Annotated in this window: 16 protein-coding genes; 8 read left to right on the top strand and 8 right to left on the bottom strand. The window is 63.2% G+C overall.

The genetic code is table 11. The annotated features are described in order from the left end of the window. Positions 1–17 precede the first annotated feature (17 nt). Positions 18–695: an MIP family channel protein gene (locus LB525_RS08125; protein ID WP_095769152.1), complete on the bottom strand. Its 678-nt coding sequence runs from the start codon at positions 693–695 to the stop codon at positions 18–20. A 334-nt stretch (positions 696–1,029) separates the two neighbouring features. Here LB525_RS08125 and LB525_RS08130 point away from each other — a divergent pair, with 334 nt between their 5' ends. From LB525_RS08130 to LB525_RS08140, 3 genes are all read left to right on the top strand, one after another. Beyond that, positions 1,030–2,322, top strand: coding sequence for an RsmB/NOP family class I SAM-dependent RNA methyltransferase (locus LB525_RS08130; RefSeq protein WP_224544240.1), 1,293 nt, complete (start codon positions 1,030–1,032; stop codon positions 2,320–2,322). Between the two features lie 93 nt (positions 2,323–2,415). Continuing rightward, complete coding sequence (locus LB525_RS08135) at positions 2,416–2,877, top strand: PaaI family thioesterase (protein ID WP_140635058.1); 462 nt, start codon at positions 2,416–2,418, stop codon at positions 2,875–2,877. Between the two features lie 139 nt (positions 2,878–3,016). Next, positions 3,017–3,655, top strand: a complete 639-nt coding sequence (locus LB525_RS08140) for a 5'-methylthioadenosine/S-adenosylhomocysteine nucleosidase (RefSeq protein ID WP_224544241.1) — start codon at positions 3,017–3,019, stop codon at positions 3,653–3,655. Between the two features lie 12 nt (positions 3,656–3,667). Here LB525_RS08140 and LB525_RS08145 read toward each other — a convergent pair whose 3' ends face one another. Continuing rightward, positions 3,668–3,985, bottom strand: coding sequence for a hypothetical protein (locus LB525_RS08145; RefSeq protein ID WP_224544242.1), 318 nt, complete (start codon positions 3,983–3,985; stop codon positions 3,668–3,670). Positions 3,986–4,072: 87 nt separating this feature from the next. Here LB525_RS08145 and LB525_RS08150 point away from each other — a divergent pair, with 87 nt between their 5' ends. The 5 genes from LB525_RS08150 to LB525_RS08170 all read left to right on the top strand — a co-directional run bounded on the left by LB525_RS08150 (position 4,073) and on the right by LB525_RS08170 (position 9,704). After that, positions 4,073–4,555 carry a MarR family winged helix-turn-helix transcriptional regulator gene (locus tag LB525_RS08150; protein ID WP_224544243.1) on the top strand — a complete coding sequence of 161 codons (483 nt, stop codon included), beginning with the start codon at positions 4,073–4,075 and terminating at the stop codon, positions 4,553–4,555. 58 nt (positions 4,556–4,613) lie between these two features. Then, complete coding sequence (gene guaA / locus LB525_RS08155; protein ID WP_224544244.1) at positions 4,614–6,179, top strand: glutamine-hydrolyzing GMP synthase; 1,566 nt, start codon at positions 4,614–4,616, stop codon at positions 6,177–6,179. Between the two features lie 208 nt (positions 6,180–6,387). After that, positions 6,388–6,753, top strand: coding sequence for a VOC family protein (locus LB525_RS08160; protein WP_140847749.1), 366 nt, complete (start codon positions 6,388–6,390; stop codon positions 6,751–6,753). A 311-nt stretch (positions 6,754–7,064) separates the two neighbouring features. Beyond that, a complete protein-coding gene (locus tag LB525_RS08165) occupies positions 7,065–8,990 on the top strand; it encodes an APC family permease (protein WP_224544245.1) in 1,926 nt (641 codons plus the stop codon). A gap of 132 nt (positions 8,991–9,122) precedes the next feature. Further along, entirely contained in the window at positions 9,123–9,704 is a 582-nt protein-coding gene (locus tag LB525_RS08170; RefSeq protein WP_224527665.1) for a sigma-70 family RNA polymerase sigma factor, read from the top strand. A 3-nt stretch (positions 9,705–9,707) separates the two neighbouring features. Here LB525_RS08170 and LB525_RS08175 read toward each other — a convergent pair whose 3' ends face one another. From LB525_RS08175 to LB525_RS08200, 6 genes are all read right to left on the bottom strand, one after another. Then, a complete protein-coding gene (locus LB525_RS08175; protein ID WP_176477115.1) occupies positions 9,708–9,869 on the bottom strand; it encodes a hypothetical protein in 162 nt (53 codons plus the stop codon). Between the two features lie 123 nt (positions 9,870–9,992). Beyond that, positions 9,993–10,130 (bottom strand): hypothetical protein, encoded by a 138-nt coding sequence (locus LB525_RS08180; RefSeq protein WP_224544246.1) that lies wholly within the window; start codon positions 10,128–10,130, stop codon positions 9,993–9,995. A gap of 192 nt (positions 10,131–10,322) precedes the next feature. After that, positions 10,323–10,541, bottom strand: a complete 219-nt coding sequence (locus tag LB525_RS08185; RefSeq protein ID WP_095768881.1) for a hypothetical protein — start codon at positions 10,539–10,541, stop codon at positions 10,323–10,325. Positions 10,542–10,600: 59 nt separating this feature from the next. After that, entirely contained in the window at positions 10,601–11,515 is a 915-nt protein-coding gene (locus tag LB525_RS08190) for a class I SAM-dependent methyltransferase (protein WP_224544247.1), read from the bottom strand. Next, complete coding sequence (locus LB525_RS08195) at positions 11,512–12,504, bottom strand: GNAT family N-acetyltransferase (protein ID WP_224527671.1); 993 nt, start codon at positions 12,502–12,504, stop codon at positions 11,512–11,514. The genes LB525_RS08190 and LB525_RS08195 overlap by 4 nt, the downstream gene beginning before the upstream one ends. After that, entirely contained in the window at positions 12,504–13,565 is a 1,062-nt protein-coding gene (locus LB525_RS08200; protein WP_224544248.1) for a glycosyltransferase family 4 protein, read from the bottom strand. Before LB525_RS08200 ends, LB525_RS08195 begins: the two co-directional genes overlap by 1 nt.

Genomic DNA, 13,565 nt, shown 5'->3' on the forward strand with positions numbered 1-13,565 from the left:
ACTTTATCGAACTGCGGTCAGTCTTTTTCGAAGACGCCGGCCTTGGCGACGACGCCGGCAATCGCGCCGCCGACCAGCGGCGCGACGATGAACAGCCAGAGCTGGCTGAGCGCAGCGCCGCCCGAAAACAGCGCCGGGCCGATCGAGCGCGCCGGATTGACCGAGGTGCCGGTCACCGGGATCATGGCGAAGTGGATGCCCGCCAGCGTCAGTCCGATGGCCAGGCCGGCAAAGGCGGTGGTGTGCTTGGCGTTGGTGACGCCGAGGATCACGGTGACGAAGGTGAAGGTGCCGATCAGCTCCCACAGGAAGGCTGAGCTCATGCCCCATTTCGTTTCGTCCCAGCCATTGGCGCCGAAGCCGCCGGTGTGGCCGCCGACCTGGCCGGAAACGATGATCCACAGCGCCAGCGAGGCGATGATGGCGCCAATGATCTGCGCGATCCAGTAGGGGACGACATCCTTGGCCGGCATCCGCCCCGCCAGGAACACGCCGAGCGTCACCGCCGGATTGAGATGCGCGCCCGAGATCGGGCCGATCGCATAGGCCGCGGCGATCAGGCCGATGCCGAACGCCAGGCCGATGCCTTCCTGTCCGAGCGGCAGCGCGCCGCCGAAGCCGCCCGTGACCACGGAGGCGGTGCCGATGAACACCAACAAAAACGTGCCGAGAACTTCTGCCAGATAAGTCTTCATTGCCCTCTCCTCATAGGATCCGTCGAAACCGCGTTTCCTGCGTCGCGAATCACTACCGGAAGAGTATTCCTGCCGGAAACACTTGAAAAGCTTGGAGGTTAAGCCGGTTTGCTTTCTTGCAGGCGTCAATCAACAACATTAGAAGTCTTTCATGTTCTGATCGATTGTTCTTGTTTCCTGACTCGGGCTCCCACCAACGGAAAAATCGTTCGGCCAAATGGGCCGGTCTTGAAACGCCATTTCATCGGCAAACCGAACGGAACTGTTTCAATCCTGGCCGGAAAGGCTTTATGAGCGGGCTGGAACCGATTTGTAACAGCTACGGAAAACGGGGATGCGACTGGGCGGAAGGCTGGCGGCGGCCATAGAGGTTCTTGAAGACATCGGCCGGCGCCACCGGCCGGTGGCCGACGCCCTGCGCGACTGGGGCCTGTCGCATCGCTTCGCCGGCGGCGGCGATCGCGCCGCGATCGGCAACATCGTCTATGACGCGCTGCGCCGCAAACGCTCAGCCGGCTGGCTGTTCGGAGAGGACACGCCGCGCGCCATCGGCTTCGGCGCGCTTTTGCTGGAGTGGGGGCAGACGGCGCAGTCGCTCAACGATGCGCTGGACGGCGACAAATTCGCGCCGCCGCTGCTCAGCGCGTCCGAGTTGAAAGCGGCTGCCGAGCGCAGGCTTGGCGAGGCCCCCGATGTGGTACGGGCCGATATCCCGGACTGGTGCGCGCCGCTGCTCGAGCAAGCCTATGGCGACGCCTGGGTCAAGGAAGGCGCCGCCCTGGCGCAGCGCCCGCCGCTGGACCTGAGGGTCAACACGCTCCAGGCCGATCGCGCCAAGGTGCTGGCCGAGCTCCAGGGCACGGGTGCCGCGCCAACGGCGATCGCGCCGCACGGCATCCGCATCCCGCCGATCGACGGCGATGGCAGGCATCCGAACGTGCAGGCCGAGCCCGCCTTCCAGAAAGGCTGGTTCGAAGTGCAGGACGAGGGCTCGCAGCTTGCCGCGGCGCTCGCGGGGGCTGCGCCCGGCATGCAGGTGCTCGACTATTGCGCCGGCGCCGGCGGCAAGACCCTGGCGCTGTCGGCCGAGATGGACAATCGCGGCCAACTCTTTGCCCATGACGCGGAAAAGGTGCGGCTGGCGCCGATCTTCGAGCGCATCCGCCGCTCACACAACCGCAACGTCCAGGTCGTCAGCAAGCCCGCGGAGCTTGCGTCGCTCACCAACCATATGGACATCGTGCTGATCGACGCGCCCTGCACCGGCAGCGGTACCTGGCGGCGGCGGCCCGACGCCAAATGGCGTTTGACGGAAAGGCAGCTCGATGCCCGCAAGGCAGAGCAGCAGGCGATCCTCGACACCGCGCAAGCCTTCGTCAAGCCGGGCGGCCTGCTGGTCTACATCACCTGTTCGGTGTTCGATGCCGAAAACGGCGATCAGGTCGCCGCGTTCCGCGCGCGCCATGAAGGCTTCGCGCCGGTCGATCATCGCCAGCTCTGGGACAGCCGCTTCCCGGGCCATGAAGGGGCCGCGCGCATTGCCGATACCGGCGGTATCTCGCTGTCGCCGGCGCTCAGCGGCACCGACGGGTTCTATCTCCACGCCTTGCGCAGGACTGTCTCTTGAAGACAGCCCGCTTTTGCTGCGTTGCAGCATAAAAGATTGCCTGTCTTGCCTGGCTCTGCAATAAACTTCGCCAGCAATGTGAGGCAAAGCGCTATGGCGGCAGCCAAGATCGTACCCGCTCCGGATTTCGAGGAACGCGTCAGGGCGTCCTTTGCCCGCCAGGAGGCGATGGCGACAATCGGCGCCGAGCTGACGCTGGTGACGCCCGGCATCATCGAGATCGAGATGCCGTATTCCGCCTCGCTGACCCAGCAGCACGGTTTCCTGCATGCCGGCGTCATCTCCACCGCGTTGGACTCCGCCTGCGGTTACGCGGCCTTTTCGCTGATGCCGGAGAATTCCGGCGTGCTGACCATCGAGTTCAAGGTGAACCTGCTCGCGCCGGGCAGGGGCGAGCGGTTCCTGTTCCGCGGCTCCGTGACCAAACCCGGCCGCACCATCATCGTCGCCGACGGCCAGGCCTACGCCTTCGCTGCCGACGGCGAGGCCAAGCTGATCGCCACCATGACCGGCACGATGATGACGGTGGTCGGCCGCGACGGGATAGAGGGGTGAGGAGCGGTCCGCGCAGCGGACGAAAAGCTCCCAAATGGGCTTTTCGAGCGACGAACGCCCGGAGCCATAGCGAAGGGCCGGCAGGCGGCGAGGCACGTTGTCCCTTTCGCGTCGTCGTAGCAAATAGGGGTAAAGCTTCATGACTGTCGAAGTGTCACGCCTGTCGCAAAAATCCGTTCTCTTCGTCATGGCGGCTGAGGCCGAATACGGCCCGCATCTGAAGAACCTGTTCACGCCGCTGATGACCGGGGTCGGTCCGGTCGAGGCCGGGGTCAGGCTGGGCGCCGAGCTCGCGGCGTTGAAGGCTGAAGGAGCGCTTCCGGACCTGGTCGTCTCGCTGGGCTCGGCCGGCAGCCGCAGGCTGGAGCAGACCGAGGTCTATCAGGCCGTTTCGGTGAGCTATCGCGACATGGATGCTTCGCCGCTCGGCTTCGAGAAGGGCGCGACGCCTTTCCTCGAACTGCCGGTGTCGGTGCCGCTGCCCTTCGTCATTCCAGGCATCAAGACCGCCACGCTCTCGACCGGCGGCGCGATCGTCTCCGGCGTTGCCTATGACGCCATCGATGCCGACATGGTCGACATGGAGACCTTCGCCTGCCTGCGTGCCTGCCAGCTGTTCGGTTTGCCGCTGATTGGGCTCCGCGGCATTTCCGACGGCGCGGCCGATCTCAGGCACGTCAACGACTGGACGGAATATCTGCACGTCATCGACGAGAAGCTCGCCGCGGCCGTCGTCCTGCTGGAACAGGCGATCGGCGGCGGCCTGCTTGGTGGCTGACTGCCGGTTGGATCAGGCAGCAAGGCGTTGCGGATCGCCGAAATCGATGCGTGAAATGCGTCCACGGGAGGCGCCTGTCGCATCGATATAGTCGATTGCCCCCGCTGTATGATCGAGTTTCCACCCGCCAGCGGGGCCGTTTTTCCATTCGACCTTGTAGCCGTCGTCAAGCAGCGTCCAGGTCCCGTGAAAGCGCGTGCCATCCGGCAGGAGCATGTGCGCCCGATCGTCGGTTTCATAGTGGATGAAGGCGCTCTTGCCGTCCATGTCGATGACATGCGTGGTTCCGACCATGATAATGGCCAGCGTGTCCCTGTTCAGTATCGTCATTGTTCCTGTCCGCGGGGTTGCGTTTCTCGAATGGCCTCGACGCCAAGAATATCGTCAAGTATCTTGACTATACGGAGTTCGAACTAAATGGTCAAGGAGCTTGACGAAAAAACTGACGGGTTGCCCGATCACGTGGGTTGGCGGCTGTGGCAGGCGAGCCGTGCCTGGCAGGCAGAATTCGCCGCTGCCATGCGGGCCGCCGGCCACGCTTGGTTCAGCGAAGCGCGCGCCGGGCTGCTTGGACACATCCCGCGCAACGGCACGCGCCAGTCGGCATTGATCGAGCGCGCGGCGACCTCCAAGCAAGCGGTTCAGCAATTGCTCGACGGGCTGGAGGCGGAAGGCGTGCTGGAGCGATTGCCCGATCCACGGGACGGGCGCGGCAAGCTCGTGCGCTATACGCGCAAAGGCCTGGATGCCTTGCGCGACGGCGATCGCATCAAGCTTCAGATCGAACGCAGCTATATCGACCGCATCGGCGAGCAGCGGTTCGCGGCGCTGATGGACGCCTTGCGCTCACTTGACGCCGAGCAGGGCGATGCATCGGGAGAAGCACCAGCATCGAAGTGAACGGCGCGACCGCGCGCAACCCATTGCGCCGACTCGTTTCTTTCTCTAAAGGCTCGCCATGACGACGACAGCCAATCATCCCGACACCGTTCTGATTGTCGATTTCGGCAGCCAGTTCACGCAACTCATCGCCCGCCGCATCCGCGAGGCCGGCGTCTTTTCCGAGATCGTGCCGTTCCAATCGGCCGAAGCGGCCTTCAAGCGCATCAAGCCGAAAGCGGTGATCCTGTCGGGCGGCCCGGCCTCGACCACCGACATCGGCAGCCCGCGCGCGCCGCAGGTGGTCTTCGACGCCGGCGTGCCGGTGCTCGGCATCTGCTACGGCCAGATGGCGCTCTGCGTGCAGATGGGCGGCGTCGCCGAAAGCTCCAATCATCGCGAGTTCGGTCGCGCCTTCGTCGAGATCGAGAAGGAGAGCCCGCTGTTCGAAGGCCTGTGGGCGCCCGGTCAGCGCCACCAGGTGTGGATGAGTCACGGCGACCGGGTCATCGAGTTGCCGCCGGGCTTCAAGGTGCTCGGCAAGTCGGAAAGCTCGCCCTTCGCCATCTTCGGCGATATCGAGCGCAAGATGTACGGCATCATGTTCCACCCGGAAGTGGTGCACACGCCGGACGGCGCGAGGCTACTCCGGAACTTCGTCCACAACATCGCCGGCATCGAAGGCGACTGGACGATGCGCGCCTATCGCGAGCACGCTGTGGAATTGATCCGCAAGCAGGTCGGCAAGGGCAAGGTCATCTGCGCGCTTTCGGGCGGCGTCGACTCCTCCGTCGCCGCACTTTTGATCCACGAAGCGATCGGCGACCAGCTGACCTGCATCCTCGTCGACCACGGTTTGATGCGCAAGGACGAGGCTAAGGGCGTCGTGGAGATGTTCCGCCAGCACTACAACCTGCCGCTGATCCTGGTGGACGCGTCCGACCGTTTCATCTCGGCGCTGGAAGGCGAGGCTGACCCCGAAAAGAAGCGCAAGACCATCGGCCGCTTGTTCATCGAGGTGTTCGAGGAAGAAGCGAAGAAGCTCGGCGGCGCCGATTTCCTGGCCCAGGGCACGCTTTATCCCGACGTCATCGAGAGCGTCTCCTTCTCCGGCGGCCCGTCGGTGACGATCAAATCGCATCACAATGTCGGCGGCCTGCCCGAACGCATGAACATGAAGCTGGTCGAGCCGCTGCGCGAACTGTTCAAGGACGAGGTGAGGGCGCTCGGCAAGGAGCTCGGCCTCCCCGAAAGCTTCATCGGCCGCCATCCCTTCCCCGGCCCAGGTCTTGCCATCCGTTGCCCGGGCGGCATCACGCGCGAAAAACTGGAGATCCTGCGCGAGGCCGACGCCATCTATCTCGACGAGATCCGCAAAGCCGGCCTCTACGACGCCATCTGGCAGGCCTTCGCCGTGCTGCTGCCGGTGCAGACGGTGGGCGTCATGGGAGACGGCCGGACCTACGAATTCGTCTGCGCGCTGCGCGCCGTGACCTCGGTCGACGGCATGACGGCGGACTTCTACCACTACGACATGAACTTCCTCGCCGCCGCCGCCACCCGCATTATCAACGAGGTCAAGGGCATCAATCGGGTGGTGTATGACGTGACGTCGAAGCCGCCCGGGACGATCGAGTGGGAGTGACAGGGATCGCCATGCAGTAGCATGGGATAGGAGGATGTATAAGCGATTGGAGACCAGCGACAGATAAAAATCGAGCGACGCGGCTCCGCAGGCGGTAGAAGCCCAGGTCGTGTCCTCATCAGCCGACTGTCAGACTATTGGCCGCCAATGCCAAGGAACCACATTCCCATCGGCCAGTTCACTTTCTATGGTGAAAGGAGCACGGGCCATGGCATCCGTCCGATACATTGTGACAGACGTTGACAGTTCGGTCGCGTTTTATCGCGATAACCTCGAGTTCGAGGTTGACATGCACAACCCTGGCAAGTTCGCAGCGCTCATTCGCGATGATCTCACGCTTTACCTTAGCGCTCCGGGGGCAGGCAGTGGAGGAACTGCTGGCGGCAAACCAGAACCTGGCGGATGGAATCGATTCATGATCGTCACGAAGGACATAGATGTCGTCGTCGGCCGGTTGAACGATGCAGGCGTCAAATTCAAAGGAGAAATCAGCGAGGCGGGAGCTGGTCGCGCCAGACTTCTGGAAGATCCGTCGGGCAATCTGGTTGAGCTGTTTGAATTCAAGAAGAAATGAATGGGCGCGCAGATCGTCAACAACGACGTTCATGTTCATGCGCTTCGCAAGTCCGAGCGAATGTAGCTGAGGGATCTGCCCGGCTGGCATTGAAGTGCGTGGCCGCACTTGATGCCACAGTTGCTGAAACCAAGCAGACAAGCAATCCGAGCGCTCGCGCTGCGCGACCGCCCCATAGCGCCACGAGATCCGCTCGCGGCCGGTGATTCCTAGCGACCGGCCCATTCCCGCCCGCCCTCAGAATCGGAAGGCGCAGTCGAGGAACATTCTTCTCCCCGCGCTATTCGGGAGAAGTTTCTCGGGACAACGACATGTCGATACTGGGCTGGATTCTCGGCCGGCGCCTGGCAAATCAGGAACAGTCGCAACGCAAGATCGGCGTGTTCGAGGGCGTGCCGGCAATGGGCCTCGATGGGCTGGGTTCGTCGGCCTATGGGCCAGAAGCGGCGCTTACGATTCTGATTCCGCTCGGCGCGGCGGGTCTCGGCTATATCGGTCCGATCATGGGCGCCATAGTCGGTTTGCTTGCGGTCCTTTATCTTTCCTACCGCCAGACCATCGCCGCTTACCCCGGCAATGGCGGCGCTTATATCGTCTCGCGCGAAAATCTTGGCCGCAATGCCAGCCTGCTCGCCGCCGCCGCGCTGATGGTCGACTACGTGCTCAATGTCGCCGTAGGCATCTCTGCCGGCGTCGGCGCGCTGGTGTCGGCGCTGCCTTCGCTGCATGCCTACACGCTTTGGCTCTGCCTCGGGATCCTGCTTTTGGTAACCGTCGTCAACCTGCGCGGCACGCTCGATGCCGGCCGGTTGTTTGCCCTGCCGACCTATCTGTTCGTTGCGAGCTTCCTGGCGATCCTGGCGATCGGCGTCTCGAAGACGCTTGCCTCCGGCGGTCAGCCGGTGCCGGCAATTCCACCGCCGCCCCTGCAGCAGCCGTCCGAAACGGCAAGCCTGCTCCTCTTGATGCACGCCTTTGCCAGCGGCTGCACGGCGATGACCGGCGTAGAGGCGGTCAGCAACGGCATGACCGCATTCAAGGATCCGCCCGTCAGGCACGGCCGGCGCACGCTGGCGGCGATCTGTCTGATCCTTGGACTGCTGCTCGGCGGCATCGCCTTCCTGTCGGCACGCTACCGCATCGGTGCGATGGATCAGGAGAAGGATGGCTATCAGAGCGTGCTGTCGCAGCTTGCGCATGCCGTCGTTGGCGACGGGGTCTTCTACTATGTCGCCATCGGTAGCCTGCTTTGCGTGCTGGCGCTTTCGGCCAATACAAGCTTCGTCGATTTCCCCCGCCTTTGCCGCATGGTGGCGGAAGACGGGTATCTTCCCAAGCCCTTCGCCATGGTTGGCCGCCGGCTCGTTTTCTCCATCGGCATCCTTTACCTCGCCTCGTCGACAGGACTGCTGCTGGTCGTGTTCGGCGGCATCACCGACCATCTGATCCCGCTTTTCGCCATCGGCGCCTTTCTGACCTTCACGCTGTCGCAGACCGGGATGGTGATGCACTGGGTAAGGGCGCTTCGCACGACCAAGGATACGAGCCGGACGGGCAACCGGATGCATCTGGCGATCAACGCGTTCGGCGGCATAGTCACCGCGCTGGCGCTCATCGTGATTGTCGTCGCCAAATTCAGGGAAGGCGCCTGGATCACGGTGATCGTCATCCCGGTTGTGATCCTCCTGCTGCGGCTGGTGAGGCGCTATTACGACCAGCTCGAGGCAAGTCTGCGCGAGCCCGGGAAAGTCGATTTGAGCAGCACCGAGCCCCCTGTCGTTCTTGTCGTGACCCAGCAATGGAACAGGATGGCGGACAAGGCGCTCAGCTTTGCCTTTCACCTGTCCGAAGATGTCATCGCCGTCCATGTGGCGCGGCTGTCGGGTGAAGAGAGCGACGAAGAGCGCGCAATTCGCGGGAGGTGGTCGCAGGATGTGGAAGCGCCGGCGAGGGCGGCTGGCCTGCGCCCGCCACGCCTGCTTCTCCTCAATGCCGACTACCGGCTGATGTACGAGCCGTTATTGAAGGAGATCAAGGCGCTGCGCGGCGAGTTCGACGGCCGCACCATTGCAGTGCTGCTCCCAGAGGTCGTGCCGCCCAATTGGTGGCAATATATGCTGCATACGCAGCGCGCTCGCCGATTGCACGCCAAACTGCTCGAGTTCGGCGGATCGGACATCGTGATCATTTCCATGCCTTGGTATATCGAGGAACCGAAGATCGAGGCGGCTCGTTGAATGTTGCCGCTCCCTTCGATCACGCCACCTCACCAAAAGTTTGGCCGAGCGATGGAAAACAGGAACGTTCCGATTTCTCAAACATTCTCCCTAGTCTGCACTGCGTAATTCCTACTTGCTGGGGCCGGAACATTGTCATTCAGAGAGCATAATCTGCCGAACCCCAGCACCGAGGAGATCTCCATCGTCAACCTCATTCCTGCCTTGCGGGCTTTTGCGCGGACCTTCTGTCGCGTGCCCGACGATGCCGACGATCTTGTGCAGGAAACGTTGACCAAGGGGCTCTCCAACCTGGACAAATTCGAGCCCGGCACGCGCCTGAAGTCCTGGCTCTTCACCATCATGCGCAACACGCACTACACGCGTGTCAAAGCGGCGGCCAGGGAGGCCCCCGGGCTGCTCGACTGCGCCTCCAGCCGGCCGATTTCGGAACCGTCCCAGGATTGGTCCGTGCAAAGCAGGGAAGTGCATCAAGCCATCCAGAAGCTGCCGTCCCATCAGCGTGAGGTCTTGATGCTGATCGGCGTACTGGGCGTAAGCTACGAAGAAACCGCGCAAATATGCGGTTGCGCTGTCGGCACCGTCAAAAGCCGCCTCAACCGCGCCCGTGCCGGCGTTCTGGAATTCCTCGGAGAAAGCTCGCCGCAAGCGCTGATCGAGCCACGACGTCAACTTTCGGACAATCATTGGGATACAGAGGGCGCGAGGCGCTAAATCCTACCGGCGCTGGGCTGCTGTCATGACTTTAGCCTCTCTCATCAACGAGGCCCAATTCAGGCCGAGCAGAGAAACAAGTTCGAGCGCTTGCGCTTCGGTGATGCCCGTCTGCGCGACCAGCCGCCGAACGAGTTCGTCCACTTCCGGAGTTCTGCCAGCCATCGGGATGATCCCCAATCGGCTACAACGATTAACTTATGTTAAGGTTCCACCGATCACGCTACAGCGGGCGATATCGATGGCTTCCCGTCTCCAAGGAATGCCGCATCCTTGCTGGTGACATCTTCAACCGCGCTCACCCGTCATGTCGCCTTTGCGCTTTTCGATCAGAGCGTTCTGCAGTTCGAGAGCAAGCCTTGTCAGCCGGTCAGGGACCTCCTCCCGCTCGATAGCGTTCAGCAGCGATGCGATCTCCTGGTCCAAGCTCTGGATTACCTGGGCGCAAAGGTCGCGCTGACTCCTGTGAGACATGGCATTCTCTTAACAAACAGAGGCCCCTTCAAATCTCACAGAGGCATAGCCGACCGGCCTATGCAAGGCGCCTGCCGCAGGCTGTAGGGTTTCCGGTCCGTTGTCCCCGGATTTTGCGGCAAGAGGTGATCTGGAAACATCAGCTCAATCCTTGGGAAGGCGGTTCGCAGCGTGATCCTGATACTGATCGGATTTGATCCGGTTGCCGTCCAGACCTCGTTGCTCGGTGTGCTGCTTCTTGTCCCGGTTGGACAGCACGTCGTTCTCGCCGACCATGTCCTTTGCAAGCGTCGTCTTGGCTCCGGTTCCGGAACCCTTGCCCTGGCTGCCGCGGCCCATCTGTTTCTTACCGCCGGATGCCATCTGCTTCTCCCTGTTCTGCTGGCCTGGAACTGTTCGGTGACCGAACTGCCGCCGGTGCGTTATGTTCCGCCGTCACGACGGACAAGAAAGACCATGCCGTCCCAACTGCCGAACGGCATTTCGCCGTCGACCACGAGGTCCATGCCGCATGCATGAGAAAGACGGCTGATGTCGCCAGAATCGATACCCGGCGATGTCCGATAGGAATAGTTGAGGATCGCTGCCATTCCTCCCCGCCGCAGCACGCGCGCGATCTCGATGAAATGCCGCTCGGCAACCCCGGCGAGCACCAGGTAAGGAAAACTGTCCAGGGCCAGCACGCCATCAAAGCTTGCCTCGGCGAAATCACCGAGATCAAGGCCTGAGGTCAGGTGAAATTCCACATTGGCAAGGCCGGCGCATCGCCGGCGCGCGATTTCGATCATTCGCGACGAGATATCGATGCCGACGACATATCCTGCGTGGGTGCCGAGCGCATGTTCGAGACGCCCGATGCCGCAGCCGATGTCGAGTATGTGCTTATGGGCACCAACGAAGCCCTGCTGTTCCAGCCATGCGACAATCTCGGCGGTGGTGGTCGACAGCCTGTGCTCGTCGCCAAGCGAGGACAACTGGACGCTGGCCGCGGGAGATATGGCGGCCGCCCGATCGAAGCTGCCGGCCAGCCTTTTGACGGTCATGGCGGCCGGTTCGCTATCCGGCCGGTCATGCGACACGCAGGCAGCCGCTCTGCGGACCTTGTCGAAGGCGTCCGCCTTGCCACGAAGCATCGTGGCGACCTCCTCCAGCCAGCATCGCCGGGGAGCATGGCTTGGACGCATATCCAGCGCGATATCCGCCAGTTGCGCCGCGCTGGTCGTCTTCTCGGTATAAACGGCCAATCTGGCCAGCGCGTTGTCGACGGAAAGGCCGTCCGTCATGCAATCCTCGAGCAGGCGCCTGGCAATCGCGCCGGGTTGCCTCGCGACGTTCACGGCGATGCGCTCCTGGTCCAGACCTTCTGCGCCGTCCAGCGGTCCTTCGCGCCCCAGCCATATTTGTAACCTTCCCTGCCGCGCAGGAAATCGAACTCCAGCGCGCCCTCGCTGGCGGCTCCGGTGATGGCATGCCCGATCAGAATCGCGCCGGGGCTTTCGTCGGCATAGGCCGGATCGAAACCGCCAAGATAGGCATAGGCCCGGTCGCGGTGATGAAAACCGTAATAGGCGCCGACGACGGCATCGTCGATCTGGATCGTCAAGCATCGCGCCATGCCGTTATCGGCAAGCCGCGGCAGGGCCCGGCGATGAAATTCCACAGCCGTGTCGGACAGGACGCCACCGCCATGGCGGGTCCAGCGCGCGCCATGCAGTCGGATGAGCCTGTCGAGAAATGTCTGCGGATCGGATTCGCCGCGGCTGACAATGACGGCTCCTTTTCGCCGGGCAGCTCTCTCGGCGCGGCGCAACTGACGCCTCCGTCTCGCCGGAACCGAGCGGGCCAGAGTCCGATCGCCGTCGAGCAACAGCACAGGACAGGCCGCGTGCGCCATCGATCGGCGCTCTTCGGCATTCGGCAGCTCAAGGCTCAGCGATATGGCGTCGGCCGAGAGATCGGGCAGGATCCACTGCGACCATTCCAGCGACAGCGCCGCTTCGGCTATGGCGGCCTCAGTCTCCGCCTTCAGTTCCGGCGCGCACAAAATGTCGAGATAGTCGCTCAGCGAAATTCCGATGGGGAGCATTCGCTGACCGCCGTCATGCCTTTCGATATAGAGCGGCGCCAGTCCGGCGAGTTCGTCTCCGCTCCACACGGCAATTGCGGTGAGATCGCCTGGCGCGAATGTACGCCACCAGGGAATGAGCCAGGCAGGAGACTGGAACGGCGTGGCCGAGATGCTCCGTCCCCAGAGCTGCCACCAGCACGGCTCGAGGTCCTCGAACGTCCCTGGATCGCGAATGATCTCGGTGCGCAGACCGCCCATCAGGCGGTCCCCAGCAAGGCGCGGCGGGTGCCAAGCTTCGCCAGCGATTCGTAAGCATCCATGTAGGATGTGACCATGCGCTCAAGCGAGAAGCGGCGGCGCGCCTCGGCCCGGCAGGTCTCATGGTCCAGCGCTCCAGAATGGACGATGGCCTTAGCCATCTCCTCGACGTCATTGACCAAAAATCCGGTTCTGCCATGCTGGACGACGTCGGGAAGGGCGCCATTCGGGAAAGCGACGACCGGCGTGCCGCAGGCAAGCGCCTCCATTGCGACAAGCGAGCTTGTTTCGGCGGCAAGGCTGGGGACGACCAGGCAGCGGGCGGCGTTGAGCAGCCGCCGTTTGGCGCGAAACCCCAGCGGCCCGAGAAAACGCCGCTGCCGATCGAGACGAGGACGGACCTCGTCGGCGAAATAGCGCAAATGTGTGTCATAGGGATAGACCTGGCCGGCGATCGCCAGGGGAGTGCCGGCGCGCTTGGCTGCCTCGATTGCGAGATGGATGCCCTTTTCGGGACAGACGCGGCTGAGCACCAAAGCGAAATCGCGCCGCAGCCGGGACTCGTTCAGCGCATCGATATCGACGCCGTTTGGAATAGGCTTCGCAAGCCTCGACCCTGCCGGCGCTGTCCGGTGCTGCGCCTCTGAGACCGCGTGCAGCCACAGGTCCTCGCGCGACGGCCCAAGCACTTCGGAGGGATACCAGCCCAGCGGCAGGTGCAACGTCACCAGGGTTGGGCCGTCGGTGGGCAGATAGGCATCGAAGTCGATGCCGTGGAGGTGAACGACGTCGATAGGCCAGCGCGCCCGGGCGGCCGCGATCGCGTCGCGATGCGCCTGCTGGGCCCGGTCCTTCGCCGCCTTGTCGAGCACGCCTGCTTCGGCCGGCGTTTCCACCAGGACGCCGGCCGTCTTTGACCCGTGGCAGGCGACGACAACCGACTGGTGGCCTTTCTCAACCAGCGCCCGGTCCAGCGCCGACAGCACCTGCTCGGCGCCGCCGACCGCATCCGGCCCGACAGGCGCTAGGGGGTAGGCGACGTTGAGGACAGTCAGTGTCAT

Origin of the sequence: Mesorhizobium sp. CA16, from assembly GCF_020165175.1 — a bacterium.
Lineage (GTDB): Bacteria > Pseudomonadota > Alphaproteobacteria > Rhizobiales > Rhizobiaceae > Mesorhizobium.